Origin of the sequence: Bradyrhizobium sp. 155, from assembly GCF_023101105.1 — a bacterium.
Classification (GTDB): domain Bacteria; phylum Pseudomonadota; class Alphaproteobacteria; order Rhizobiales; family Xanthobacteraceae; genus Bradyrhizobium; species Bradyrhizobium canariense_D.
The window spans coordinates 2873661-2898830 of sequence record NZ_CP064704.1 but is presented as its reverse complement, the minus strand read 5'-3'; the positions used below and the strand labels follow the sequence as shown (position 1 = coordinate 2898830).

25 protein-coding genes and 1 pseudogene are annotated in these 25170 nt (G+C 63.8%); 13 read left to right on the top strand and 13 right to left on the bottom strand.

Annotation, left to right across the window (positions count from 1 at the left end):
- Positions 1-3: 3 nt before the first annotated feature.
- The gene (locus tag IVA93_RS14020; RefSeq protein ID WP_247367933.1) at positions 4-231 is read left to right on the top strand and encodes a hypothetical protein; all 228 of its coding nucleotides are present in this window, start codon (positions 4-6) and stop codon (positions 229-231) included.
- On the opposite strand, the gene IVA93_RS14015 is transcribed toward IVA93_RS14020, so the two are convergent.
- The 3 genes from IVA93_RS14015 to IVA93_RS14005 form a co-directional block, all read right to left on the bottom strand.
- Positions 228-845 carry a hypothetical protein gene (locus IVA93_RS14015; protein WP_247789832.1) on the bottom strand — a complete coding sequence of 206 codons (618 nt, stop codon included), beginning with the start codon at positions 843-845 and terminating at the stop codon, positions 228-230. The two genes, IVA93_RS14020 and IVA93_RS14015, sit on opposite strands and share 4 nt — an antisense overlap.
- Positions 846-954: 109 nt before the next feature.
- Complete coding sequence (gpt, locus tag IVA93_RS14010; RefSeq protein WP_026232919.1) at positions 955-1482, bottom strand: xanthine phosphoribosyltransferase; 528 nt, start codon at positions 1480-1482, stop codon at positions 955-957.
- Positions 1483-1518: 36 nt separating this feature from the next.
- A complete protein-coding gene (locus IVA93_RS14005; RefSeq protein WP_018455305.1) occupies positions 1519-2256 on the bottom strand; it encodes a competence/damage-inducible protein A in 738 nt (245 codons plus the stop codon).
- 277 nt (positions 2257-2533) lie between these two features.
- On the opposite strand from IVA93_RS14005, the gene IVA93_RS14000 reads away from it, so the two are divergent.
- The 5 genes from IVA93_RS14000 (at position 2534) to IVA93_RS13980 (ending at position 7484) form a co-directional block, all read left to right on the top strand.
- On the top strand, positions 2534-3952 hold the full coding sequence (locus tag IVA93_RS14000) for a circularly permuted type 2 ATP-grasp protein (protein ID WP_027518749.1): 1419 nt from the start codon (positions 2534-2536) through the stop codon (positions 3950-3952).
- A gap of 4 nt (positions 3953-3956) precedes the next feature.
- Positions 3957-4901: an alpha-E domain-containing protein gene (locus IVA93_RS13995; protein ID WP_018455303.1), complete on the top strand. Its 945-nt coding sequence runs from the start codon at positions 3957-3959 to the stop codon at positions 4899-4901.
- Positions 4902-4969: 68 nt separating this feature from the next.
- A complete protein-coding gene (locus IVA93_RS13990) occupies positions 4970-5818 on the top strand; it encodes a transglutaminase family protein (RefSeq protein ID WP_007611900.1) in 849 nt (282 codons plus the stop codon).
- 122 nt (positions 5819-5940) lie between these two features.
- Positions 5941-6699 carry a proteasome-type protease gene (locus IVA93_RS13985; RefSeq protein WP_247368066.1) on the top strand — a complete coding sequence of 253 codons (759 nt, stop codon included), beginning with the start codon at positions 5941-5943 and terminating at the stop codon, positions 6697-6699.
- A gap of 26 nt (positions 6700-6725) precedes the next feature.
- Positions 6726-7484: an SDR family oxidoreductase gene (locus tag IVA93_RS13980; protein ID WP_018455301.1), complete on the top strand. Its 759-nt coding sequence runs from the start codon at positions 6726-6728 to the stop codon at positions 7482-7484.
- Positions 7485-7651: 167 nt separating this feature from the next.
- On the opposite strand, the pseudogene IVA93_RS13975 reads toward IVA93_RS13980, so the two are convergent.
- A pseudogene (locus IVA93_RS13975) lies at positions 7652-8889 on the bottom strand (MFS transporter).
- Positions 8890-9047: 158 nt separating this feature from the next.
- Here IVA93_RS13975 and IVA93_RS13970 point away from each other — a divergent pair.
- Entirely contained in the window at positions 9048-10298 is a 1251-nt protein-coding gene (locus IVA93_RS13970) for a NupC/NupG family nucleoside CNT transporter (RefSeq protein ID WP_247789831.1), read from the top strand.
- A 103-nt stretch (positions 10299-10401) separates the two neighbouring features.
- The gene (locus IVA93_RS13965) at positions 10402-12528 is read left to right on the top strand and encodes an O-linked N-acetylglucosamine transferase, SPINDLY family protein (RefSeq protein WP_247367929.1); all 2127 of its coding nucleotides are present in this window, start codon (positions 10402-10404) and stop codon (positions 12526-12528) included.
- A 12-nt stretch (positions 12529-12540) separates the two neighbouring features.
- On the opposite strand, the gene IVA93_RS13960 is transcribed toward IVA93_RS13965, so the two are convergent.
- Both IVA93_RS13960 and IVA93_RS13955 read right to left on the bottom strand, forming a co-directional pair.
- The gene (locus tag IVA93_RS13960; protein ID WP_085361709.1) at positions 12541-13080 is read right to left on the bottom strand and encodes a cupin domain-containing protein; all 540 of its coding nucleotides are present in this window, start codon (positions 13078-13080) and stop codon (positions 12541-12543) included.
- Between the two features lie 149 nt (positions 13081-13229).
- A complete protein-coding gene (locus IVA93_RS13955) occupies positions 13230-13517 on the bottom strand; it encodes an usg protein (protein ID WP_007611911.1) in 288 nt (95 codons plus the stop codon).
- A 374-nt stretch (positions 13518-13891) separates the two neighbouring features.
- Between IVA93_RS13955 and IVA93_RS13950 the strand changes: the two genes are divergently transcribed.
- Together IVA93_RS13950 and groL are read left to right on the top strand one after the other, a co-directional pair.
- Complete coding sequence (locus IVA93_RS13950) at positions 13892-14206, top strand: co-chaperone GroES (protein ID WP_007611913.1); 315 nt, start codon at positions 13892-13894, stop codon at positions 14204-14206.
- 44 nt (positions 14207-14250) lie between these two features.
- Positions 14251-15891, top strand: a complete 1641-nt coding sequence (gene groL / locus IVA93_RS13945; protein ID WP_085351091.1) for a chaperonin GroEL — start codon at positions 14251-14253, stop codon at positions 15889-15891.
- A gap of 115 nt (positions 15892-16006) precedes the next feature.
- Here the strand turns inward: groL and lepB are convergent, their stop codons facing one another.
- Both lepB and IVA93_RS13935 read right to left on the bottom strand, forming a co-directional pair.
- On the bottom strand, positions 16007-16753 hold the full coding sequence (gene lepB / locus IVA93_RS13940) for a signal peptidase I (protein WP_247486149.1): 747 nt from the start codon (positions 16751-16753) through the stop codon (positions 16007-16009).
- A gap of 109 nt (positions 16754-16862) precedes the next feature.
- Positions 16863-17696, bottom strand: coding sequence for a LysR family transcriptional regulator (locus IVA93_RS13935; RefSeq protein WP_247409402.1), 834 nt, complete (start codon positions 17694-17696; stop codon positions 16863-16865).
- Positions 17697-17828: 132 nt separating this feature from the next.
- On the opposite strand from IVA93_RS13935, the gene IVA93_RS13930 reads away from it, so the two are divergent.
- The 3 genes from IVA93_RS13930 to IVA93_RS13920 all read left to right on the top strand — a co-directional run bounded on the left by IVA93_RS13930 (position 17829) and on the right by IVA93_RS13920 (position 20537).
- A complete protein-coding gene (locus IVA93_RS13930) occupies positions 17829-18422 on the top strand; it encodes a cysteine hydrolase family protein (RefSeq protein WP_247542107.1) in 594 nt (197 codons plus the stop codon).
- A gap of 13 nt (positions 18423-18435) precedes the next feature.
- A complete protein-coding gene (locus IVA93_RS13925; protein WP_247409361.1) occupies positions 18436-19074 on the top strand; it encodes a glutathione binding-like protein in 639 nt (212 codons plus the stop codon).
- A 110-nt stretch (positions 19075-19184) separates the two neighbouring features.
- Positions 19185-20537: a caspase family protein gene (locus tag IVA93_RS13920; protein ID WP_247486150.1), complete on the top strand. Its 1353-nt coding sequence runs from the start codon at positions 19185-19187 to the stop codon at positions 20535-20537.
- A gap of 18 nt (positions 20538-20555) precedes the next feature.
- Here the strand turns inward: IVA93_RS13920 and IVA93_RS13915 are convergent, their stop codons facing one another.
- Genes IVA93_RS13915 through IVA93_RS13895 form a run of 5 tightly spaced genes read right to left on the bottom strand, consistent with a single transcriptional unit; the run spans position 20556 to position 25165 of the window.
- Positions 20556-21992 carry an NAD-dependent succinate-semialdehyde dehydrogenase gene (locus IVA93_RS13915; RefSeq protein WP_247486151.1) on the bottom strand — a complete coding sequence of 479 codons (1437 nt, stop codon included), beginning with the start codon at positions 21990-21992 and terminating at the stop codon, positions 20556-20558.
- A 31-nt stretch (positions 21993-22023) separates the two neighbouring features.
- Positions 22024-22683 carry an ATP-binding cassette domain-containing protein gene (locus IVA93_RS13910; protein WP_085351085.1) on the bottom strand — a complete coding sequence of 220 codons (660 nt, stop codon included), beginning with the start codon at positions 22681-22683 and terminating at the stop codon, positions 22024-22026.
- Complete coding sequence (locus tag IVA93_RS13905; RefSeq protein ID WP_247392683.1) at positions 22684-23385, bottom strand: ABC transporter ATP-binding protein; 702 nt, start codon at positions 23383-23385, stop codon at positions 22684-22686.
- Entirely contained in the window at positions 23382-24125 is a 744-nt protein-coding gene (locus IVA93_RS13900; protein WP_018455614.1) for an ABC transporter ATP-binding protein, read from the bottom strand. Before IVA93_RS13900 ends, IVA93_RS13905 begins: the two co-directional genes overlap by 4 nt.
- Complete coding sequence (locus IVA93_RS13895) at positions 24122-25165, bottom strand: branched-chain amino acid ABC transporter permease (RefSeq protein ID WP_026232989.1); 1044 nt, start codon at positions 25163-25165, stop codon at positions 24122-24124. The genes IVA93_RS13900 and IVA93_RS13895 overlap by 4 nt, the downstream gene beginning before the upstream one ends.
- Between the last annotated feature and the right edge of the window lie 5 nt (positions 25166-25170).

The following is a 25170-nucleotide window of genomic DNA, read 5'->3' as shown; positions in this document are numbered from 1 at the left end:
GATGTGATCCGTCTGGCGTTCACCATTGCAACGCTTGCCGCGTTCGCGCTGTCGGCGCGCGCAGAGGATCGTTCCGTGCTTCTCAATTGCAAGGCAATCGTGGAGCGTGCGTCGAAGGATGCGAATGCCGCGAGCGAAGCCGAGCTGACGCGCTGCCGCCAAGTGATCCGCGAATGGGCACTGCGCGATGCGCGGACCGCAGTGGATGAGCACGGCAAGCCGCTGCGCTAGCGGCGCGCGGTCCGATGCAGCACAAGTTGATTTCCAGCGATGATCGCGCGCAGCGTGGAAGGCGGCGTCAACAGCATCGGGTGATCGAGGGCGCTCGGATGCAGGACGTAGCCCGCGGGTGACCACAGCAGCGCCTTGCCCTGCGCGAGGAGGAAGCAGTCATCGCCCTGTTGCACCATCGCGCCGTCAGGCAATTCCGCGAGCGGCATCGACAGCACATGCAGCCGTTTCTTGCCACGATCGAGCCGCTCCCGATGCAGTACGGCATCCATCGCCTTGGCGCTGATGCCGCGGGCGTCGTTGCCCATCTCCCATGCAACGCGAAATCGCTTCGCATCGTCGCGGCGGCAGAAGAAGCAGGGCCGATGGCCGGCGGCAAAAGCCGTGGCCTCGTCGAGGAAGAACAGCTCGGTCCAGCTCCGCCGCGCCATCACCGGCCGACGCCAGCCGCGGAATTCGCACAGGCAGGTGATCCAGGCCGGCGACGACCAGCGCTTTTTCAGCAGCGTCTTCGTCGCGGGATCATGAATGATGCCGCGGTTGCCGGTGAACATGCCGCGGTGCGGTGTCGCGATGATCTCGCCGGTCGGCGTGACGCGGTTTTGCAGGGGCATGGTCGCCTCCACCGGTCATTGCGAGCGAAGCGAAGCGACGAAGCAATCCAGACTGTTTCCGCGGACACATTTCTGGATTGCTTCGCTGCGCTCGCAATGACGGCGATAATCACGCCGCCCCGTCGCGAAGCGGCGGGTGATAGGACAGCGCGGTGTCCCAGGGGAAGAAGATCCAGGTGTCCTGCGAGACTTCGGTGATGAAGGTATCGACCAGCGGACGTCCCTTCGGCTTGGCGTAGACGGTTGCGAAATGCGCGTCGGGGAGCATCGCGCGCACCAGCTTGCCGGTCTTGCCGGTGTCGACGAGATCGTCGACGATCAGGAGCCCCTTGCCGGTGCCGCCGCCAAGCGTCATCACGTCTTCGGAGATGCCCTTCAGCACTTTGAGATCGCCCTGCTTGTCGTGGTCATAGCTGGCGATGCAGACCGTATCGATCACGCGCACGCCAAGCTCGCGCGCCACGATCGCCGCCGGCACAAGCCCGCCGCGGGTGATCGCGATCACCGCATGAAACGGACCAACTTCATTGAGCCGCCAGGTCAGTGCCCGGCAATCCCGGTGGAACTGGTCCCACGACACCGGAAAGGGGCGGCCCGCCCGTTCTTCCGCACTTAGTTCCGGTGCTTCACCAGCCATCGTCGTCTCCTGCTTCGTCTGCCGGCAGCTAGGTTGCTAGCGGGTGATGTTCAATCCCGCCAGCATTTCCTTCACCGCCGCCATTGCGGCTGCGAGCTTGTCCGCATCGCGCGAGCGCACCACCAGATTGGTGTTCGGCTTCTGCTCTTCATCCATGAAGGGATAGCTGCCGATGATGGTGTCGGGATGTTGGGCGGCAATCGCCCGCAGCGGGCTGCCGATGTCGCCTTCCCGCGCATTGGCGCGGACCGATTCAGAGAGCATGCGCACGCCCGATTTCAGCTTGGGCGAGACGATGTCCATCATCGCCTGCATGATCGAGGGCACGCCCGCCATCACGATGACATTGCCGATCTTGAAGCCGGGAGCGAGGATGGTCGCGCTCTGGATCAGCTCGGCACCATCAGGAATGCGGGCCATGCGCAGGCGGGCCTCGTTGAGGTCCTGCTCGCTCCAGCGCTCGCGGAAACGGGCGACCACCTCCGGGTGATGGTCGATGCCGACGCCGAACGCCTTGGCGACGCTATCAGCGGTGATGTCGTCATGGGTCGGCCCGATGCCACCTGTGGTGAAGACATAGGTGTAGCGATGCCGCAGTGCATCCAACGCCGCAATGATGTCGGACTCGTCGTCGGAGACGACCCGGACCTCCTTCAGGTCGATGCCGATATTGGTCAGGTATTCGGCGATGAAGCCGATGTTCTTGTCCTTGGTCCGGCCGGACAGGATTTCGTCCCCAATGACCAGAATACCCGCCGTGACGATCTCGCTCATACCTCAAGTCCCTCACCTATCGGCCCGACTTTGCCGAGGTAACGCGTTGAAGTCACGCGGTTTTGCTGCCGAAATAAGCAGTCCTCAGCCATTTTTTCAGGCAAGCCGCCGGCCATCCCCGGCAAATGTCCTCTCCCCATGCTTATCGCGCTGGCCCGGCCCTTGCTACCGCATGAAAGTCATGCACTCTTGCCGCATGGCCAGGACGTTGCGGTCTTCACCAGGGCCTCGCGACCTGTCGAATGGCGCAACGCCTTGCGGAGACAAGTCGGGATCTATGGCAGTCGCGTTTGATGAAATGAACATTCCCGGTGGGGACCTTCGCCCCGCCTATCAGGAGCTGGCGCGCTGGCTCAAGGAGACGCCTCCCGAGGCGCTCGAATATCGCCGCCAGGAGGCCGAGCTCCTCTTCCGCCGCATCGGCATTACCTTCGCGGTCTATGGCGACTCCGAGTCCACGGAGCGCCTGATCCCCTTCGATGTGATCCCGCGGATCATGTCCGGCAAGGAATGGTCACTGCTGGAGAAGGGCCTGAAGCAGCGCGTGCGCGCGCTCAACATGTTCCTGCGCGACATCTATCACGGGCGCGATATCCTCCGTGCCGAGATCGTGCCCGACGACCTCATCTTTCAGAACCCGGTCTTCCGTCCCGAGATGAACGGCCAGCAGGTGCCGCACGACGTCTACGTGCACATCGCCGGCATCGACATCGTCCGGGTCGATGCCGAGGACTTCATCGTGCTGGAGGACAATGCACGCACGCCCTCGGGCGTGTCCTACATGCTGGAAAACCGCGAGATCATGATGCGGCTGTTTCCGGACCTGTTCGCCCGCCACAGGGTGGCGCCGGTCGAACGCTATCCGGACGAGCTGCTATCCGCCTTGCGCTCGGTGGCGCCGCAAAGCGCCTCCGGCGAGCCGACCGTCGCGTTGCTCACGCCGGGCGTCTACAACTCGGCCTATTACGAGCACTCCTTCCTCGCCGACAAGCTCGGTATCGAGCTGGTCGAGGGCCGTGACCTCATCGTCAAGAACAACGAAGTGTTCATGCGGACGACCGAGGGCGTGAAACGGGTCGACGTGATCTACCGCCGCGTCGACGACGACTACCTCGATCCCCTCACCTTCCGGCCCGACTCCGCCCTCGGCGTGCCCGGGCTGATGTCGGCCTATGCGGCCGGCAACATCACGCTCGCCAACGCGGTCGGCACCGGCATCGCCGACGACAAGGCGATCTACTCCTACATGCCGGACATCGTAAAATTCTACCTCGGCGAGGAGCCGATCCTGAAGAACGTGCAGACCTGGCGCTGCCGCGAGCCGAAGGATCTCGCCTATGTGCTGGACCATCTGAGCGAGCTCGTCGTGAAGGAGGTGCACGGCTCCGGCGGCTACGGCATGCTGATCGGCCCTGCCGCGACCAAGGCGACGATTGAAGCCTTCCGCGAGAAGCTCAAACGCGAGCCCGAGGGCTTCATTGCGCAGCCGACGCTGGCGCTCTCGACCTGCCCGACCTGCACGGCATCCGGCCTTGCGCCCCGCCACGTCGACCTGCGGCCGTTCGTGCTCACCGGCAGCAAGAGCACCACGATCGTCCCCGGCGGGTTGACACGCGTTGCCCTGAAGGAAGGCTCCCTGGTGGTGAATTCGAGCCAGGGCGGCGGCACCAAAGATACCTGGATCCTGGACGAGTAGAGAGATGCTGTCGCGTACCGCCGAAAACCTCTATTGGCTCGCCCGCTACGTCGAACGGGCCGAATATCTCGCGCGCACCATCGATGCGACGCTGCGCGTCACCGCGCTTCCCGCCGCCTATATCGGCAAGACCAACGAATGGGACTCGGCGCTCTTGACCGCCGGCGTCGCCGCAAGCTTCTATCAGCAGTACGAAGAAGCCAACGAGCGCAACGTCGTGGATTATCTCTCGTTCTCGGCGGATAATCCGTCCTCGATCAGGAATTGCATCGAGGCCGCGCGGCTGAATTCGCGCTCGGTGCGCACAGCGCTGACGAGCGAGATGTGGGATACCATCAACTCGGCCTGGATCGAGTTGCAGGAGGTCTGGAGCAGAGGGACCTCCACGCGCGAGGATCTAGCAAAGTTCCTGCGCTTCGTGCAGGAGACCTCGCTGCGCTTCGACGGCTCGGCCTACCGGACCATGCTGCGCAACGACGCCTACTGGTTCTCGCGGATGGGCCTGCATCTCGAACGCGCCGACAACACCGCTCGTATTCTCGACGTGAAATACCATGTGCTGCTGCCCGAGGAGGAGCATGTCGGCGGCCCGCTGGATTTCTACCAATGGACCTCGATCCTGCGTTCGGTTTCGGCGCTGACGGCCTATCACTGGGTCTATCGCGAGACACTGAAGCCCTGGCTGATCGCGGATTTGCTCATCCTCAACGATTCGCTGCCGCGTTCGCTCGCAAGCTGCTACGGCAATCTGGTGCGCAATCTCGATCAGATCGGCGTCGCCTATGGCCGCCAGGGTCCGGCCCAGCGCCATGCCCGCGGCATTCGCAACCGGCTGGAACACAGCAATATGAACGACATTTTCCAGCATGGCGTGCATGAATTCATTCAGGAATTCATCTTAGACAATTCCAGGCTGGGCGAAATCATCACGAAGCAGTATTTGATCTGATACTGCTGTCATTCCGGGGACGCCCGCAGGGCTAGCCCGGATCGATGACGCTACAACAACGGTCCACCATGCGCCTGCGAATCCTGCACACCACGACCTATCGCTACGAGCCGCAGGCCACGAGCGTGATCCAGATCCTGCGCATGACGCCCGGCAGCCATGACGGGCAATATGTGGCGGAGTGGCAGATCGACGTGTCGACCGACACCAAGCTCGACACCCACGAGGATGCGTTCGGCAACGTCACCCATGTGCTGTCCTGCGGACCGGTCGGCGATATCAAGATCACCGCCGAGGGCCTGATCGAGACCCATGACACCGGTGGCGTTCTCCGCGGCGCCGACGAGCGCTTTCCCGCCGGCATGTTCTTGCGCGCCACCGACCTTACCACGGTCAATCCGGCGATGAATGCGGTCGCGCGCCAGCTGCGTAGCGAGGCCGAGAGCGACACGCTGGGCTTCCTGCACACGCTGATGACGCAAATCAGCGATCACATGACCTTCGACGAGGACCCCACCAACAGCGGCACGTCGGCGGCGGAAGCGTTCACGCTCAAGCGCGGCGTCTGCCAGGACTACGCGCACATCTTCATCGCCTGCGCCCGCAGCGGCGGCGTGCCGGCGCGCTTCGTCTCCGGCCATTTCCTGCGCTCCGACGGTACGGTGCATCAGGACGCGGGCCATGCCTGGGCGGAGGCCTATGTCGACGGTCTCGGCTGGGTCGGCTTCGATCCCGCCAACAGCATCTGCGCCACCGACGCCCATGTCCGCGTCGCGATCGGGCTCGATTATCTCGGCGCCGCCCCCGTACGCGGCACCCGCTATGGCGGCGGCGCGGAGACCCTGTCGGTGGCGGTCAAGGTCGAGCAGGCCGGCCGTGGCGGCCAGTCGCAATCGCAGTCCCAGCGGCAGAGCTGAGCCGCGCCCCGCGCGCCGCTCACCCACGGTCGGTTTCCACCCTGCCGCCCCGCGGCAATCGGGGGTTGGAGCGGCCCTTGAAATTGGCTAGTAATCCGCGCAAACGCGTTCGGGGACAGGAAATGACCTATTGTTGCGGAATTCTGGTTCGGGACGGTCTGGTGATGATCGCCGACACCCGCACCAATGCCGGCCTCGACAACGTCTCGACCTTCCGCAAGCTCCACATCTTCTCCAAGCCCGGCGACCGCATCATGGCGATTGCCAGCGCCGGCAACCTCGCCATCAGCCAGTCGGTGCTCTCGACGCTGACCGAGGGCCTCGAAGACCCCGACACCGGTGAGATCGAGACGCTGATGAACGCGCCGACCATGTTCCAGGCCGCCCAGCGCATTGGCCGGGCGATCCGGGCCGTGCACGCGACCGAGGGCCCCGCACTGAGGACTGAGGACGTATCGTTCGACGTGTCCTTCCTGTTCGGGGGCCAGATCAACGGCGCGCGCATGCGCCTGTTCATGGTCTACACCGCCGGCAATTTCATCGAATGCACCACCGACACACCCTATCTGCAGATCGGCGAGCACAAATACGGCAAGCCGGTGCTCGACCGCGCCATGCATTACGACGTCGAACTCTACGAGGCGCTGAAGACCGGGCTGATCTCGATGGATTCGACCATGCGCTCGAATCTCGGCGTCGGCCTGCCGATCGACGTTCTGGTGGTGCGCGCCGACGCCTGCGAGGCCGACCTCAACCACCGCATCGAGGCGGGCGAGCCCTATTTCCACGATTTGCGCTCGCGCTGGTCGGCGGCCTTGCGCGCCGCGCATCAGAACATTCCGCGGCCGCCCTACAAGAACGAAAAAGAATCCAAAACCTGACAGATCAAGAGAAAAGGCAGGAAACGATGAGTGAAGCGAAAAAGATCGCAGTGGTGACGGGCGCCGGCACTGGAGTCGGGCGCGCGGCGTCACTGGCGCTGATGAACACAGGCTTCACCGTGGTGCTGGTCGGGCGCCGGCCCGAGATGCTCGAGGAGACGGCCAAGCTCGGCCCCGCGGGAAAAAGCCTCTGCGTCACCGCCGACATGACCAAGCCGGACTCGATTGCGGCACTGTTCGACAAGGTGAAGGCCACCTATGGCCGGCTCGACGTGCTCTTCAACAATGCCGGCATGGGCGCCCCTCCGGTGAATTTCGAGGATCTCAGCCTCGAGCAGTGGCAGGCGGTGGTGAACACCAACCTCACCGGACCGTTCCTGTGCACCCAGCACGCCTTCCGCATCATGAAGGACCAGACCCCGCGCGGCGGCCGAATCATCAACAACGGCTCGATCTCGGCGCATGCGCCGCGGCCATTCTCGGCGGCCTATACCTCGACCAAGCACGCCATCACCGGCCTCACCAAGGCGTCCAACCTGGACGGGCGCATGTACGACATCGCGGTCGGCCAAGTCGACATCGGCAATGCCGCAACGCCCATGACCGACCGCATGGTCAACGGTCCCGGCGTGCTGCAGCCCGACGGCACGTCGAAGCAGGAGCCGCGCATGGACGCGAAGGCGGTCGGCGATGCCGTTGCCTACATGGCCGGCCTGCCGCTCGATGCCAACGTGCTGACCATGACGGTCATGGCAACCAAGATGCCGTTCGTGGGACGCGGCTGAACAAAAAACGCGAAAACAACCCCATGCACAGTAGAATGCGTGGGGTTGCAACCTGCCTTCCGCCAGCGGGTCATTGCGAGCGCAGCGAAGCAATCCAGACTGCCAACTGTGGCAAGATTCTGGATTGCTTCGCTGCGCTCGCAATGACGGGGGAGGGAGCGAGTCCCCTACTCCAAACTCTCCACCCGGCGCAGACTCGGAAACAGCTTCATCCACAACAGCGCCACCGCAACCGTGCAGACGCCGCCCACACGGCTGCCGGCATCGCGCCGAACAGTGCGGCAGCCACCCCGCTCTCGAACTGGCCGAGTTGGTTGGAGGCGTTGATGAAGAGGAAGTTCACCGCACCGACCCGGCCACGCATCTCGTCGGGCGTCGCGAGCTGCACCAGCGAGAAGCGGATCACGACGCTGATCGTATCGGCCGCGCCGAGAACGGCGAGCGCGAGCACCGAGAGCCACATCCAGGACGACAGCGCGAACACGATCGTTGCGACGCCGAACACGATCACTGCCTGAAACATGCGCAGGCCCACATGCCGCGAAATGGCGTGACGGGCCAGCACCATGGTCATCAGCAGCGCGCCGACCGCGGGCGCGGCGCGCAGGATCCCGAGCCCCATCGGACCGGTCTGGAGGATATCTCGGGCATAGATCGGCAGAAGCGCGGTGACGCCGCCGAACAGGACCGCGAACAGATCGAGCGAGATAGTGCCGAGGATCGCGGGATTGCCGCGGATGAAGCGGACGCCGGCGAAGATATTGTCGGCGCCCGCCATGTCCTTGGCGATCGCCTGCGGGCGCGGCCGGATGAAGCCGGTCAGGATCATCCCGAAGATCCAGAACAGCACCATGACCGCGTAGGCGAGATGCGGCGCAACCGCGTAGGCAAAACCGCCTAGCGCCGGACCGGTAATGGTCGCGACCTGCGCCGCACCGCTGGAGACGGCGGTGGCGCGCTGGAGCGAGCCCTGCGGCGCGATCGCCGGCAGCAGCGCCGCGGTGGTCGGGCTCTCAAACGCGCCGGCAATGCCGAGCACGAAGGTGGCCACGAAAATCTGAACTTCGCTGACCAAGCCGAGATAGGTGATGACGCCGAGATAGAGCGCGGTCGCTGCTTCCACGAGTTGGCAGAGCTGGACCACGCGCTTGCGCTCGTAGCGGTCGGCGGCATGGCCGGCGATGAACACCAGCAGCGCCGTGGGCAGGAATTGCACGAGGCCGACCATGCCGAGATCGAAGGCCGAGCCGGTGAGATCGTAGATCTGCCAGCCGATCGCGACCGCCGCAATCTGGCTGGAGAAACGCGACAGGCTGCGCGAGAGCAGAAAGAACAGAAAGGCGCGATGGGAGAGGAGCGCGCGGGCACTGACCGGCGGGTTTCCCGATATGGGCTGGTCTGGCATCGCCTCTTCGGTCACGCTCGGGCTATCCGGCTCCTGATGTCGACGTGCTCCGCGTGGCTGACGCGGACCTGCTTGTCAACAGCGAGACGCTTCGACAATCTCCCGGCATTGCGTTTGCAACGCAGGGGTGGCCATAATCATCGGGGTTTGGGGACATCATGCTGCGGCTGCAATCGGCACTCGGCGTTTTCGCATTGCTGTTGATCGCCTTGGTCCTGAGCGAGAATCGCCGCGCGGCCTCGCTGCGCCAGGCGGCGATCGGCCTCGTCGCCACCTTCGTCACCGCGATCGTTCTCCTGAAGGTGCCCGTCGTCGCGCGCGCGTTCGGTGCCATCAACGACGCGGTGGGCGCGATCTCGGCGGCCTCGCGCGCCGGCTCCTCCTTCGTGTTCGGCTATGTCGGCGGCGGTCCCCTGCCCTTCGACCTGAAAGCACCGGGTGCCGATTTCGTCCTGGCGTTCCAGGCGCTGCCGATCGTGCTGGTCATGAGCGTGCTGACGACGCTCTTGTTCTATTGGCGCGTGCTGCCGCCGGTCGTGCGCGGCATGGCCTGGCTGCTGGAGCGGACGCTCGGCGTCGGCGGCGCGGTCGGACTCTCGACCGCCGCCAACATCTTTCTCGGCATGGTCGAGGCGCCGCTGTTCGTGCGGCCTTATCTCGCGCAAATGACCCGCAGCGAGTTGTTCCTGGTGATGACCGGCGGCATGGCCGGCATCGCCGGCACGGTGCTGGTGCTGTATGCGACGCTCCTTGCTCCCCTCATTCCCGACGCAGCCGCCCATTTCGTCATCGCCTCGGTGCTGGGTGCCCCGGCCGCGATCCTGGTCAGCCGCATCATGGTGCCGGAGACATCCGACAAGCGCACCGGCGGCGCGCTGGAGGCTCCCGAGATGGAGGTCTCCAGCACGATGGACGCGATCGTGAAAGGGACGGGCGCGGGGATCGAGCTGCTGATCAACATCGTCGCCATGCTGCTGGTGCTGGTGGCGCTGGTCTATCTCGTCAATGCGATCCTCGGCCTGCTGCCTGATGTCGGCGGCGCTGCGATCTCGTTGCAGCGCCTGCTCGGCCTCGTGATGGCGCCGGTGTGCTGGCTCATGGGATTGCCGTGGGATCAGGCGATCACCGCCGGCAGCCTGATGGGCACGAAAACCGTGCTGAACGAGCTGATCGCCTATGTCGACTTCTCGAAGCTGCCGCCCGGCACGCTCGATCCGCGCTCGCGCCTGATCATGCTCTATGCGATGTGCGGCTTCGCCAATTTCGCCAGCCTCGGCATCATGATCGGCGGTCTCGGCGTGATGGCGCCGGAACGGCGCGAGGAAATCAATGCGCTCGGGCTGAAGTCGATCGTGTCGGGAACGCTGACGACGTGCCTGATGGGAGCAGTGGTGGGGGTGTTGACGTGAAGCTTGTGTGAGGCTGGCGCCCTCGCAGCTCCGATGGGGCGCAGCGCAATCGCGACAATCCTTCCATGTTAATCTCTTCAGGAGATTCGGCTGGAATTGATTCATGAGCAACAGCGCAGGCCAGCGGGCATTTCAAAATGCCCGGCTTCAGAAACGGCAAAAAGCCGAGCTAGGGCCGTTGCTCGCGCGCGCCCTCCAGCTGCACAAGGCGGGACTTCTCCCCGAGGCAAAGACGGCCTATCGCGAACTCCTGGAGCTTGCGCCCGACCAATTCATCGCGCTGCATTTGCTGGGCGCTTTGGAGTCTGAATCCAAAAACTATCGGCAGGCGCAAATTTTGCTGAGCCGAGCGGTGGCCTTGGATCCGCGATCTGCCGAAGCCCATATGAGCCTGGGCGTCGCGCTCAACGGGCTGAAACGTCACAATGAGGCCCGCGAGAGCTATCGGAAGGCCCTCGCCCTTCGACCCAACTACGCCTTGGCCCTGTCCAATCTCGGCAACGCAAGCGCGGCCCTTGAACTTTATCAGGAAGCGCTCGAGAGCTACGACAAGGCGCTCGCAATCGACGGAAGACTTTCCGAAGCCCATAACGGCCGGGGTTGGGCGCTCTGCCGTGTGCGCGCCTATGACGAAGCGATCGCAAGCTTAAACCGCGCGCTATCGATCAAGCCTGACTACGCCTCGGCGCTGTCGACCCGCGCCGTTGCATTGCGGGAGCTTCAGCGATTTGACGAAGCCATGGCGGATTGCAATCGCGCAATCGCCCTCGCACCCGACGACGCGAATGGATGGCTCTGGCGGGCCAGTATCTTGCTCCTGACCCGGCAAGTTGCCGAAGCATTGTCCGATTGCGAGAAGGCTCTCGCGGCCGATCCCGGCTTCTCTCAGGCCCACAGCCTGCTCGGCCAATGTCTCGCGGCACTTGGCCGGGTCGACGAAGCCCTCGCCAGTTTCGACAGAGCTCTCGACATCGAGCCTGATCAGAGCACGATCTCCAGCAAGATATTCACCCTCGATTTCATGGCCGACGCCAGCGTTGCGCAGCATCAGCAAGCGCGACATGTATGGTGGGAGCAGATCGGTGCGAAGATCGCCTCAGCAGCGGCGGGATCGCATGAGAACAGCCGCGATCCGGATCGCCGTCTGGTGCTGGGTTATGTCTCGTCGGATTTTCACACACATTCAGCGGCGTTCATTTTCAAGCCGGTCCTGCAGCACCATGATCGGGCACAGTTCGAGATCGTGTGCTACGCTTGTTCACCGAAAACGGATGCGACGACCAGCGAATTTCAGGGGATCGCCGATCGCTGGCGCGACGCCTCGCAATGGTCCGACGATCGCCTCGCCGCTCAGATCCGCGCCGACGGCGTCGATATCCTGATCGATCTGTCCGGCCACACCAGCGGAAACCGCCTCGGTGTGTTTGCGCGCAAACCGGCACCTGTTCAGGCGCATGGCTGGGGCCATGGTACCGGGACCGGGTTGCCAACCATCGATTATCTATTCTCGGACCCGGTCGCGATTCCTGCCGCGGTTCGGCATCTGTTTGCGGAGACCATCGTTGACCTGCCGTGCTTTGTGACGCTGGCGCCGCTGCCACCCGGGATTGCGCGGGCGCCGACGCCGGCGCTCGCGAACGGCTTCATCACATTCGGTGTCTTCAACCGCATCAGCAAGATTTCGAACGAGGCGGTGGAAGTCTGGTCTAGGATTCTCGAGCGGGTGCCGGGTTCGCGACTGCTGATCAAGGATACTGCACTGGACGCTCAGCTGGTCCGCGACAATCTGCTGGCGCGGTTTGCCGCTTGCCAGTTGCCGGCCGAATGCGTCGATCTGCTCGGAGCCACGTCGCGAGACGAACATCTGGTAACGTTCAATCGCGTCGATATTGGCCTCGACCCATTCCCGCAGAATGGCGGCGTCAGCACGTGGGAAGCCTTGCAGATGGGCGTGCCGGTGGTGGCGAAGCTCGGTCACAGCCTGCCGAGCCGTGCTGCCGGCTCGATCCTCACCGCGCTGGGCCTGCCGGAGTGGGTCGCGGACAGCGATGAGGCCTATGTCGAAATCGCAGCGAGCCGTGGGTTGCAGATCGGCGAGCTCGATAAGTTGCGCGGCGAACTGCCCGGACAGATCAGGGCTGCCGCCGCCGGCAACCCAATCTCATACGTGCAAGCGGTGGACGATGCCTATCGCGCGATGTGGAAACGCTATTGCAACGACGGCGGCTGATCTCCGCCTCGCCTACGCCTTCAACTCCACAGTCCTGAACTCCGCCGGCAGGATCACCTCCAGCAGCTCGACGTCGTCCGAATAGTCCAGGATCATGTGCTTGATCTTCGGCGGCTGGGTCCAGGCGCTACCTTCTTTCATCAGCGTCTCGCCCTCTCCGTCCATATAGGTCTTCACCCAGCCCTTGAGCACGTAGACCATCTGGAATTCGACGTCGTGAAAGTGCAGCTTCGACACTTCGTCCGGATTGCAGGGGCCTTGCAGCCGGATCACGTGCGCCTGCGCGAGGCCATGGCTGGCGGCGGCGATGCCGAGGTCGCGATATTTCGCGTAGGTACGCAGACCGTCGGCTTTGAAGTCTTCCTCGCGGTGATGGCTGATCGCAATGCGCTGCTTGGGCCGCGCCGGTTTCTTGACGGATGACTTTGCCGTTGTCGTGGGGGCTTTTGCCTTCACCGCCGTGCGCGCCGTGGATCGTGCTGCGGGTTTGGCCCCGCTACGCTTCTTCACCGCGGCTTGCGATGCGCTGCGCGATTTTGCTTTCTTGGCCATGGGCGGCCTCCCCTGTTGTTATGGGGAGAGGCTAGCACAGAATGCGAAATCGCAGGGTGGGTTAGCGCTAACGTACCCACCACTTCTTTGCGCAAGCGTTGAAGCATGGGGGGCTACACTGACGCTAACCCACCCTACAGCTCCGCCCTTCAATGCAGCCGGAATACGCCGTCCACCGCGCGCAGCTCGGCGGGCTTGATCAGCTTGGAATGCGCCACTGTCACCGAGTGAAGCGGTCCGTCGAGCTTTTCCTGCCAGAACGCCAGAAAATCCTTCAGCGCCGGAAATTTCGGAAACATGTCGTAGTCCTGCCAGACGTAAGTCTGGAGCAGCGAGGGATGATCCGGCATCCGATAGAGAATTTGCGCCGTCGTCATTCCGTAACCCAGCAGCTGTTTCCGGAAATCGTCCGAAACGGCTCCACTCCGCAAGCCCATGCCAACCTCCTTTGCAGGAGCGCATTCAAGGGGTGGCTTTCCGGTGCGCCTTAAGAGCCACCCGCTGCTGATGCGCTCACATGAGAGAAATGTGACGCAAACTGACAATCCATCTCAAGCCTAAAAGTTTAACAAGCTGTTGAAATTCAACGCGTTAGCAGCAGATGTGGCTCCGTGCTACTACGGGCGAAGAGCGCGATTAACGATGGAAAGAGATTTTGGCAGGCGGCGTCTCCGAGTGCTATTTTTCTGCTACAAGCCCTTGCTCCCGCCCAAATCCTGCCTTATCTCAGCTGTGCCTGTGCTAGCACTCGCTGGCGCAGACTGCTAACAACCGAAAATTCCCAAATCGTGCAAAAGCTTAGGAGAACTGCATGAATTTCCGTCCGCTTCACGACCGCGTCGTGGTCAAGCGCATCGACGCAGAAGAGAAGACCGCTGGCGGCATCATCATTCCCGACACGGCGAAGGAAAAGCCCTCGCAGGGCGAGATCGTCGCCGTCGGCCCGGGTGGCCGCGACGAAGCTGGCAAGCTGATCCCGATCGACCTGAAGGTCGGCGACCGCGTGCTGTTCGGTAAGTGGTCCGGCACCGAGGTCAAGATCGACAATGTCGACCTGCTGATCATGAAGGAAAGCGACATCATGGGCGTCCTCGACGTCCCCGCTTCCAAGAAGAAGGCGGCCTAAGAGCCCCTCTCTTATCCAGTTAAACACCTAAGGAAAAAATCCAGATGGCAGCTAAAGAAGTCAAATTCTCGGTCGATGCGCGCGACAAGATGCTTCGCGGCGTCGACATTCTCGCCAACGCGGTGAAGGTCACGCTCGGTCCGAAGGGCCGCAACGTCGTGCTCGACAAGTCGTTCGGCGCTCCCCGCATCACCAAGGACGGCGTCACCGTCGCCAAGGAGATCGAGCTCGAGGACAAGTTCGAGAACATGGGCGCGCAGATGGTGCGCGAAGTCGCCTCCAAGTCTGCTGACGCGGCCGGCGACGGCACCACCACCGCGACCGTGCTGGCCCAGGCGATCGTGCGCGAAGGCGCCAAGTCGGTTGCCGCCGGCATGAACCCGATGGATCTGAAGCGCGGTATCGATCTCGCGGTCGAAGCCGTCGTTGCGGACCTCGTCAAGAACTCCAAGAAGGTGACCTCGAACGACGAGATCGCCCAGGTCGGCACCATCTCGGCCAACGGCGACGCGGAGATCGGCAAGTTCCTCGCCGACGCCATGAAGAAGGTCGGCAACGAGGGTGTCATCACCGTCGAGGAAGCCAAGTCGCTCGAGACCGAGCTCGACGTCGTCGAGGGCATGCAGTTCGACCGCGGCTACATCTCGCCCTACTTCGTCACCAACGCCGACAAGATGCGCGTTGAGATGGACGACGCCTACATCCTCATCAACGAGAAGAAGCTCTCCTCGCTGAACGAGCTGCTGCCGCTGCTCGAGGCCGTGGTGCAGACCGGCAAGCCGCTGGTCATCGTCGCCGAGGACGTCGAAGGCGAAGCGCTTGCCACCCTGGTCGTGAACCGTCTCCGTGGCGGCCTGAAGGTCGCGGCCGTCAAGGCTCCGGGCTTCGGCGATCGCCGCAAGGCCATGCTGCAGGACATCGCGATCCTGACCGGTGGCCAGGCGATCTCGGAAGATCTCGGCATCAAGCTCGAGAACGTCACGCTCAACATGCTCGGTCGCGCCAAGAAGGTGATGATCGACAAGGAGAACACCACGATCGTCAACGGCGCCGGCAAGAAGGCCGACATCGAAGCGCGCGTGTCGCAGATCAAGGCGCAGATCGAGGAAACCACCTCGGACTACGACCGTGAGAAGCTCCAGGAGCGTCTTGCCAAGCTCGCAGGCGGCGTCGCGGTGATCCGCGTCGGCGGCGCGACCGAGGTCGAGGTGAAGGAGCGCAAGGATCGCGTTGATGACGCGATGCATGCGACCCGCGCCGCGGTCGAGGAAGGCATCGTCCCGGGCGGCGGCGTCGCCCTGCTCCGTGCCTCCGAGCAGCTCAAGGGCCTGCGCACCAAGAACGACGACCAGAAGACCGGCGTCGAGATCGTGCGCAAGGCGCTCTCCGCGCCCGCTCGCCAGATCGCGATCAACGCCGGTGAAGATGGCTCCGTGATCGTCGGCAAGGTCCTCGAGAACAAGTCGTACGCCTACGGCTTCGACTCCCAGACCGGCGAATATGTTGACCTCGTCAAGAAGGGCATCATCGACCCGACCAAGGTGGTCCGTACCGCGATCCAGAACGCAGCCTCGGTTGCGGCGCTCTTGATCACCACGGAAGCCATGGTCGCCGAGCTGCCCAAGAAGGGCGGCTCCGGTCCGGCGATGCCCCCGGGCGGCGGCATGGGCGGCATGGATTTCTGATCCAGCCATTCCGGCAAACGACAAAATGCGAAACCCCGGCAGCGATGCCGGGGTTTTGTTTTTCTTCGGTGGTCCCATCCCGGAGCAGCGCGGAGCCCGGAATGACAGCGGGGCTTCACCACACCTTCCCCAGCCGCTCCATGTGCGGTTCGCCGTGCTGGTCGAGCGACCAGAATATCCGCGTCACCTTGCCGACCAGATTGTCCATCGGCACGAATCCGATCGACGACATCACGCGGCTGTCGCTCGAGTTGTCGCGATTGTCGCCCAGCACGAAGAAATGGCCCGGCGGAACCGTATAGACGTCGGTGTTGTCGTAGTAGCCGTTGTCGACGCAGTCTTGCGTGACGTAGGACGCGCCATTCGGCAGCGTCTCGCGCCAGCGCTTGGCCTTCGCACCATCATCCACGCCGCAGGTGCAGCCGGCGAATGCCTGCTTCAGAGCGACGCGCGTCACGGGGCGGTCGTTGAGGATGAGTTGGCCCTGCCGCATCTGGATGCGATCACCGGGCAGCCCGACCACGCGCTTGACATAGTCAACCGAGGTGTCTTTTGGCGTCCGGAACACGACGACGTCACCATACTCGGGATCGGTGGCCCGGACACGCCCGGAGATCCACGACGGCGCGAAGGGAAACGAATAACGGCCATAGCCATAGGCATATTTTGCAGCAAAGACGTAGTCGCCGACGACCAGCGTCGGCGTCATCGAGCCGGACGGGATGTTGAACGGCTGAAACAGGAAGATGCGAAACAGGAACGGCGGCGACCACAGCACCGGAATCAGGAGGATCAGGATGACGATCGCCTTCCATTCCCGCGCTTTGGCCTGCGGGTGGATGGTTTCCTGAAGAGTGGTCATGCGCCTGCCCTGATCAAGCCCGTAGTCGTCGCGAGATTACGCAACCCTCGCGCGTACGCAATCCCATAACTTGGTCGCGCCGCGCGCGGATCGCGTTCACGGGTCGCAATCAACCGCGCGCGAGATCGCTGAAGCAGCGGCGGATCCATTCGATGGTGAGCCGCGTCGCCGGATCGCGCTTGAGATGGTTCTGCACCAGCAGCCAGACGTCGCGGCGCCCAGGCAGCAGCGTGGCGCGCAGGCGGCGATCGCCGAGTAAGTCCGCGCAGACATGCTCCGGCAACACGCCGGCGGCCTGATGCGCGCGGATCAGGTTACGGATGACGCGAACGTTGTCGGTAACGCAGCGCGCGTGGGCTTGCTTCATACGCAGGAATTGCATCTCGGGAATGGCACCGAGTTCGTCCGGATAGGCACACAGCACCGGCTCGCCTTCGGTCGTGACAGGCTCAAAATAATAGAGCTTGACGTCACCGAGCCTGGAGATCGCGAAGTCGCCCTTGTCGGGCTTGCGCAGCCGGATAGCGAGATCGGCTTCCCAGCGCGAGAACTTGACGTTCTCGCTCGAGGTGAGGAATTGCAGCGTCAGGCCGGGGTTGGCGCGCAGGAAGTCGCTCGCGCGCGGCGACAGAACCACCTCGGCAACCGTGTTGGTGGAGGCGATACGCAGGCGTCCCACCGGGCCTGCCAGACTCTCGCCGACGCGACCAATCTCGGCGGCATGTGCGGCCATCGCCTCGACATGCGCCAGCACCGCCTCGCAATTCCGCGTCGGCCGGCGCTGGCCGTCCACCGCATCGAACAGCGGCACGCCGAGATCGCGCTGGATGCGCGCGAGCCTGCGGCCGACGGTGGTCTCGTCGATGCGCAGCCGCGCGCTGGCGCCGGCATAGGTGCCCTCGTCCCTGACCGCGGCGATGATGCGCAGATCGTCCCAGTTCATGGCGATGAGCCTAGCAGGCACGACGGGCTCCTGCAAATTTGCAGCCATATGCCGCAATAGTCCTGCACATTGGCAGGCCGCCGCCGCGCTACTGTGGCGCCATCCGATATGCCTTAGGAAGGCCCGACCCACATGATCGCCCCAAAAACCTTGCTTGAATTGTCCGGCGCCGATCTCACTCCGCCCAGGCTCGCCGATTCCTGCCTCGTGCTAATCGACATCCAGAACGAATATTGCGCCGGGCCGCTCGCCTTGCCGGACGCGGAGCCCGCAATCGCCGCCGCCGCGCGCCTGCTCGCCCGCGCGAGGGCGAGCGGCGCTGCGATCTTCCATATCGCGCACAAGGGACGTGCCGGCAGCCTGTTCGACCGCGAGGCCGCGCGCGGCGCGATCGTCAGGAATGTGGCGCCGCTCGCCAGCGAAGCCGTGATCGAAAAAGCGCTGCCGAACGCTTTTGCCGGCACCGACCTGCAAGTCCGGCTGGCCGCAACCGGACGCACGAACATCGTGCTGGCCGGTTTCATGACCCATATGTGCATCAGCTCGACCGCCCGCGCCGCGCTTGACCTCGGCCTGCGCACGACGATCGCAGCCGATGCCTGCGCCACACGCGATCTTCCCGACGGCCGCGGCGGAGCGCTCTCCGCAAGGATCATCCAGGAGGTCGCCCTGGCCGAATTGTCGGACCGGTTTGCGATCATCGCACAAACCGAGACGTTGACCTGAAGGAGCGTAGGCGATGCTGCAACTCTATTTCTCACCGATGGCCTGCTCGCTTGCGAGCCGCATCGCGCTGATGGAAGCGGGCATCGAGGCCCGCTATCATCCGGTCCATCTCCAGACCAAGCAGGTCGTGGACGACGGCAGCGATTTCCTCGGCGTTTCCCCAAAGGGCGCGGTGCCGGTCCTGGTGCTGGAGAATGGCGAACGGCTGACCGAAAGCGCCGCGGTGCTGCAATACATCGCCGACCTAAAGCCGCAGGCGGGCCTTGCACCCGTGTTCGGAAATCCCGACCGGTATCGGCTCCAGGAATGGCTCAGTTTCGTCGGGGCCGAGATCCACAAGGCGTTCCTGTTTCCAACCTTCTGGTACAAGGACGACGCCTCGCTCGCCAAGCCGCGTGCAAGGATAGCGCAGACATTATCGATGCCTGCCACGCATCTGACGGACCGCGAATTCCTCGTCGGCGACAGCTTCACCGTCGCGGATGCCCATCTCACCTGGGCTTTGCTGTTGCTCCGTCCCGCGGGAATCGACGTCGCGCAATGGACATCGTTGTCGGCCTATCTCGCGCGCATGCAGGCGCGACCGGCCGTGCGGGACGCGATTGCGACCGAAATGGCCGTCCGCAAGACGATGGCGGCGAGCCCGGCGTGACAGGATGTCACGGCCGGGAAATCTGAGCGGTGCTCCGGCAGGGCATTGATGTCGGCGCGGCATGCGCTAATCTGGAGGGATATTTTTCGACATTTCCTTGGAAGGCATTCATGCGTGCTCTTTCCAGATTTTGCCCGGCCGGACTTTGCCTTGCCCTCCTGGTCTGCTGGCTTTCCGTTGCGCCGGCATCGGCGGAAACCCGCGTCGCCCTGGTGATCGGCAATGGCGCCTATGCCAGTACGGCGCAGCTTCCCAACCCGTCGCACGATGCCGAAGACGTCGCCGCCTCGCTCAAGCGCAGCGGCTTCGAGGTGCTCCAGGGCATCGACCTGCGCCAAGCTGACATGCAGGACCTCACCATCCGCTTCGCGCGCGCCGCGAGCAAAGCCGACGTCGCCATGTTCTACTACAGCGGCCATGCGATGCAGTACAACGGCGTGAACTATCTGATGCCTGTCGATGCCGTGCTGAGCGACGAAGCCGATTTGAAGCGCTTCGTGCGGGTGGACGACATCGTGAACGACCTGCAGCAGGCCAAGAACCTGCTCATCCTCGATTCCTGCCGCGACAATCCGCTGGCCGAAACCTTGAAACGCTCCGCCGGCATGACGCGCGGCGCCTCGATCGGGCGGGGCCTGTCGAAAGTCGAAGCACCGCGCGGCACGATCGTGTCGTTCTCAACCCAGTCCGGGCAGACGGCGGCCGATGGCAGCGGCCGCAACAGTCCCTATACGACGGCGTTCCTGAAGCACATCGAGGAGCCGCAGGAGATCGGCGAAGTCTTTCGCGACATCAGCAGCGACGTCTACGATTCCAGCGGCAAGACCCAACTCCCGGAGCTGTCGCTGTCGATCATCGGCAAGTTCTACCTGAACGGACCGGTGTCGGTCACGGTGGCGCCGGCGGCGCCACAAGCCGCGCCCCGGGCTGACCCTTGCGCAGCAGCAGAAGCACACTGGAAGGCCGCCGACGGCATCGGTACGCTGGGCGCTTTCGAGGATCACCTCGCGAGATTCCCGAATTGCATCTTCGCTACGCTCGCCAAAGCTCGGATCGAGGGGCTGAAGCAGAAGGTGGCGCTCGCGCCGTCAGGCAACGCCCGGAGCGGCGGAAGCAAGGATTTTGACGGCAGCTGGGACGTGACGTTGAACTGCTTGGCCACCGGCAAGGCGCAGGGCTTCACCAGACCTCTGGTCGCCACCGTCACGAACGGCGTGCTTCATGCCGAGGCGCAGGGTCCGGGCAACAACATCAACCGGCTCGAGATCGACGGCCAGATCCCGGCGGACGGCAAGACCACCTTGAGCGCGCGCGGCACGACGGGAGCGAGCGCGTACACGCTGAACAATCTCGCGCCCGGCTCGCCCTACGCCTTTACGGTCGATGCGCAGTTCGATCGCACCCGCGGCACCGGCAAGCGCAACGAGGCGCGGGCCTGCAATCTGGTTTTCGTCAAACGCTAGCTGCGCATCCCCGGCCGGTCACACGCCCGTCTGGCTGATGAACTTGGTGTTGAAATAACCCTCCATCGCCTCGGTGCCGCCCTCCGAGCCGTAGCCGGAATCCTTGATGCCGCCGAACGGCACTTCGGGCAGCGCCAGACCAAAACTGTTGATCGACATCATGCCGGCTTCGACGGCCGAACCGATCGCGGCCGCCGTCTTGGCCGAGCTTGTGAAGGCGTAGGACGCCAGCCCGAACGGCAAGCGGTTGGCCTCCTCGACAACTTCGTCGAAGGATGAGAAGCGCGAAATCAGCGCGAGCGGGCCGAACGGCTCCTCGTTCATGGCGCGCGCATCCTTCGGCACGTCGCTCACTACGGTCGGCTCGAAGAAATGGCCCTTGTTGCCGACGCGTTTACCGCCGGTCTCGAGCTTTGCACCCTTGCCGACGGCATCCTGCACCATGCCTTCGATGGCGGTGACACGGCGCGGATTGGCAAGCGAGCCCATTTTGGATTCGGGATCGAGGCCGTTGCCGACCTTGAACGACTTGGCGCTGTCGACAAAGCTGTCGACGAATTCACGGAACACGTCATCCTGGACCAGCATCCGCGTCGGCGAGATGCACACCTGCCCGGCATTGCGATATTTTGCCGCCGCCAGAATTTTCGCGGCCGATGCGACGTCGGCGTCCTTGAAAACGATCGCCGGCGCATGACCGCCGAGCTCCATGGTGGCACGCTTCATGTGCAGGCCCGCGAGCGCATTGAGCTGCTTGCCGACATGGGTCGAGCCCGTGAACGAGATCTTGCGGATCACCGGATGCGGAATGAGATATTCCGAGATCTCCGAGGGAATACCGTATACAAGGTTGATGACGCCATCGGGCACGCCAGCGTCCGCAAACGCGCGGATCAGCTGTGCGGGCGAGGCCGGCGTCTCCTCCGGGGCCTTGACGATGATCGAGCAGCCGGCGCCGAGTGCGGCGGAGAGCTTGCGCACGACCTGATTGATCGGAAAGTTCCAGGGCGTGAACGCCGCAACCGGGCCGACCGGCTCCTTGATCGCGAGCTGGTAGATGCCCGGCCCACGCGCAGGGATCAGGCGGCCATAGGCGCGTTTGGCTTCCTCCGCAAACCACTCGATCACGTCGGCGGCAGCCATCACCTCCATCTTGGCCTCGCCAAGAGTCTTGCCCTGTTCCATCGTGAGCAGCGGCGCAATCTCGTCATTGCGCTCGCGCATGATCGCGGCCGCCTTGCGCATGATGCGGCAGCGCTCGAAGGGAGCAACGTTTCGCCAGATCTTGAAGCCGGCGCTGGCTGCGGCGAGTGCCTCGTCGAGGTCGGACCGTCCGGCATGGGCGACGGTGCCGATCACCTCTTCAGTCGCGGGATTGCGGACCTCGATCACCTTGCCCGAATGGGCCGGTCGCCATTTGCCGCCAATGAAAAGCTGGGTGTTCGAATAGGCCAACGGATTCTCCTGTGGTCGCTTTTTTTCTGCGTTAGGTCGGGATGGGAGTGGCTCGGTGACAAATCGCGTCCGCCGCCTTTGTCATCTCCGGCCCAAGATAGGAGCGGAAGCGTGGCTCGGCGACCAGAGCGCCGAAATCGGCCATGCGTGTCACCCCACCGCCGGCCACAAAGAGGAATCGCCCGGCGATCTCGGCAAGGATGTCGAGGTGCCAGGCCGCCGTCGGATGCATGCAGAGCACGACCAGCCGACCCTCGTCGCGCAGCTTGCGGAAGAAATCGAGCATGAAGCCGATATAGCCATCCTGCAGGTTGAACTGCGGTTCGTCGAACAGGTGAACCAGCGGCGTCCGGGTTGGCGACGGCGCCAGGAAGGCGGACGGAATGCGCTTCCGGAAGCGCCTAACCTGATAGGATTGGTGATAGTGGATCGCGAGCCGGTCGCGCTCGCGATATTTGACACCATGGATATCGGTGCCCGCGACCAGCACGCGCCCGGAGGTCGGGGCGTTCGAGCCCGTCATCATCTCGAACAAGGTCGTCTTGCCGGCGCCATTCGGGCCGACGACACCAACGATATCAGGTTCGTCCAGCGACAGGTTTGCCTGTAGCGTGAATGTCGGTCGGCGGATCACGCGGCCCCGTGTATAGACCTTTCGAACGTCGTCGAGAACGAGCAGCGGTGCGGCCACTTATTGTACTCCCAGCAAGCACTGACGAAGCCCGCGGTCATCGCGCAAGGCCGCGGCCTCCCCGGTCCAGATGATCCGGCCGCGATCGATCACCGCGGCATGGTCTGCGACCGACAGCGCGATCTCGGCGTTCTGCTCCACGACCAGCGAGGCAATGCCCTCGTCCTTCATGCGCAAGATCGTCGCGAGCACGTCGCCGACGATTTTCGGCGCCAGTCCCTGGCTCGGCTCGTCGAACAGCACCAGTCCCGGCGAGCCGACCAGCGCGCGGGCGATCGCCACCATCTGCATTTCGCCGCCCGACAGGTTTTCGCAGTCGCGCTCCATGAGATATTCGAGCGGTGAGAAGATCGCAGCGGCCTCCTTGACGCTCCAGTGGCGAAAGCGCGTGCGCTTTTGCGCGATCGACAGGTTGCGCGCAACCGTCAATGTCGGACACAGCCGGCGGTCGTCGGGTACCCAGCCGATGCCGGCGCGCGCAATCTCGTGGGTCGGATCGCGCGTGACGTCGTGACCGTCGAAACAAACGGAGCCGCGGCGCGGACGCGTCAGTCCGAGAATCGAGCGGAGCATCGTCGTCTTGCCGGCGCCGTTAGGGCCGAGCAGCGCAAACACCTTGGCGTGCTCGATGGCAAGCGAGGCGCCGAACAGCGCCTGGGTCTCACCGTAAAAGGTATCGACCGCGTCCACTTCGAGGATCATGCGAACTTCCCGAGATTGGAGCGCCGCACCCATTCGTTCTGCTGCAGTTCATGTGGCGTTCCGCGCGCCACCACCTGGCCCCAATGGATGACCGAGATCCGGTCAGCCAACGAGAACAGGAACTCCATATCGTGCTCGATCGCGACGATGGTCAGCCGCCCCTTCAGGCGAGCAATCAGGGCTGCGAGCCGGTGCACCCCGTCGGAGCCGAGGCCGGAGGTCGGCTCGTCCAGGCACAGCAGCCGGGGCGCCTGCGCCAGGGCGACCGCGATCTCCAGCGCGCGCCGGTCGCCATAGGACAGGTCCTTGGCGCGGATGTCGCCTTTGTCGGCAAGCCCGACTGCCGCCAGCGATTCAGAGGCCTTCGCGGCAAGCCGGCTGTCGCCCGCCGCTGCGCGCGCGACATCGTGGCCACGGGCGCGAAACTCGGGCAAGCCCATCATGACGTTGTCACGCGCGGAGAATTCGTCGAACAGTGTCATGATCTGAAACGAGCGGGCGATGCCCTTGGCGGCGATGCGGTGCGGGCTGAGGCCCGTGACATCCTCGCCGGCGAGCAGGACTCGACCACGATTCGGTTTCACCCGGCCGGTGAGGACATTGAAGAACGTGGTTTTGCCGGCACCGTTCGGGCCCATCACACCGTGAAACTCGCCCTCCGCGACCGCGAGATCGACGCTCTCCAGCACCACGCGGTCGCCGAAGCGGACATGAACGGCCGCGGCTTCGATCATGTTCATCGCCCGCTCCCGAACAGCAGCCGCATCGCCGAGGTACCGCGCTGCCGTAAGCCGCCGAGTGAGTGCTGCTGCACGGCAGCGGATATCGCGCCGGCAATGCCTTCGGGGCGAAACAGCACGATGGCGATGAACAGCAGACCAAAATAGAGCATCCAGGCATTGGTCAGCGCACCGATCACGTCTCGGGCGGTGAGGAAGAGAAATACGCCGATCACCGGGCCCCAGAAGCTGACGAGGCCACCGCCGACGAGCGTCATCATCACGACGTAGCCGGATTGATGCAGGCTCATGACGTCGGGGAATGCGGCGAGCTGCGCCATGGCGAACAATCCGCCGGCAAACCCCGAGACGGCGGCCGACAGCGCAAAGATCGCGACTTTGTAGAGCCACACATTATAGCCGAGATGGCTCGCGCGAACTTCGCTCTGCCTGATCGCAGCGACCACGCGGCCATAGGGCGAGTGCACCAGCCTCCACAATGCGGCGGTGCCGACCGCAAAGACGGCGAGCACGAAATAGTAGAACGCGACATTGTCGGTGAGATCGAACGACACAAGCCCGAAATCGGCCGGCAACCGTTTGATCTTGAGAAGGCCGTCTTCGCCGCCGGTGATCCGGTGCGATTTGATCGCCAGTGTCCAGAAGATCTGGCCGAAGGCAATCGTCATGAAGGCATAATAGATGCCGCGCCTGTGCGAGATGAACAGCGCCACCAGCACGCCGGCGAGACCTGCCGCCGCGGCCGCGGCAATCAGGCATATCCAGAGATTGGCGAGGATGTCGAACTGACAGAGACCGAACGCGTAGGCGCCGATGCCGAAATAGGCACCATGACCGAACGACGGAAGTCCGGCGGTGCCCAGCACCAGGTTGAATGCGAGCGCATAGAGCGACCAGATCAGGATCTCGATCCCGAGATAGGGATAGAGCCCGATCCGCGTGATCCAGAGCGGCACCGTTGCAAGCACGAGCCAGAGCACCAGCATCGTCGGCGTCACGAGGCGCGCAGCGTCCGGTGAAGATTTTGGTCCCACAATCATTCCCT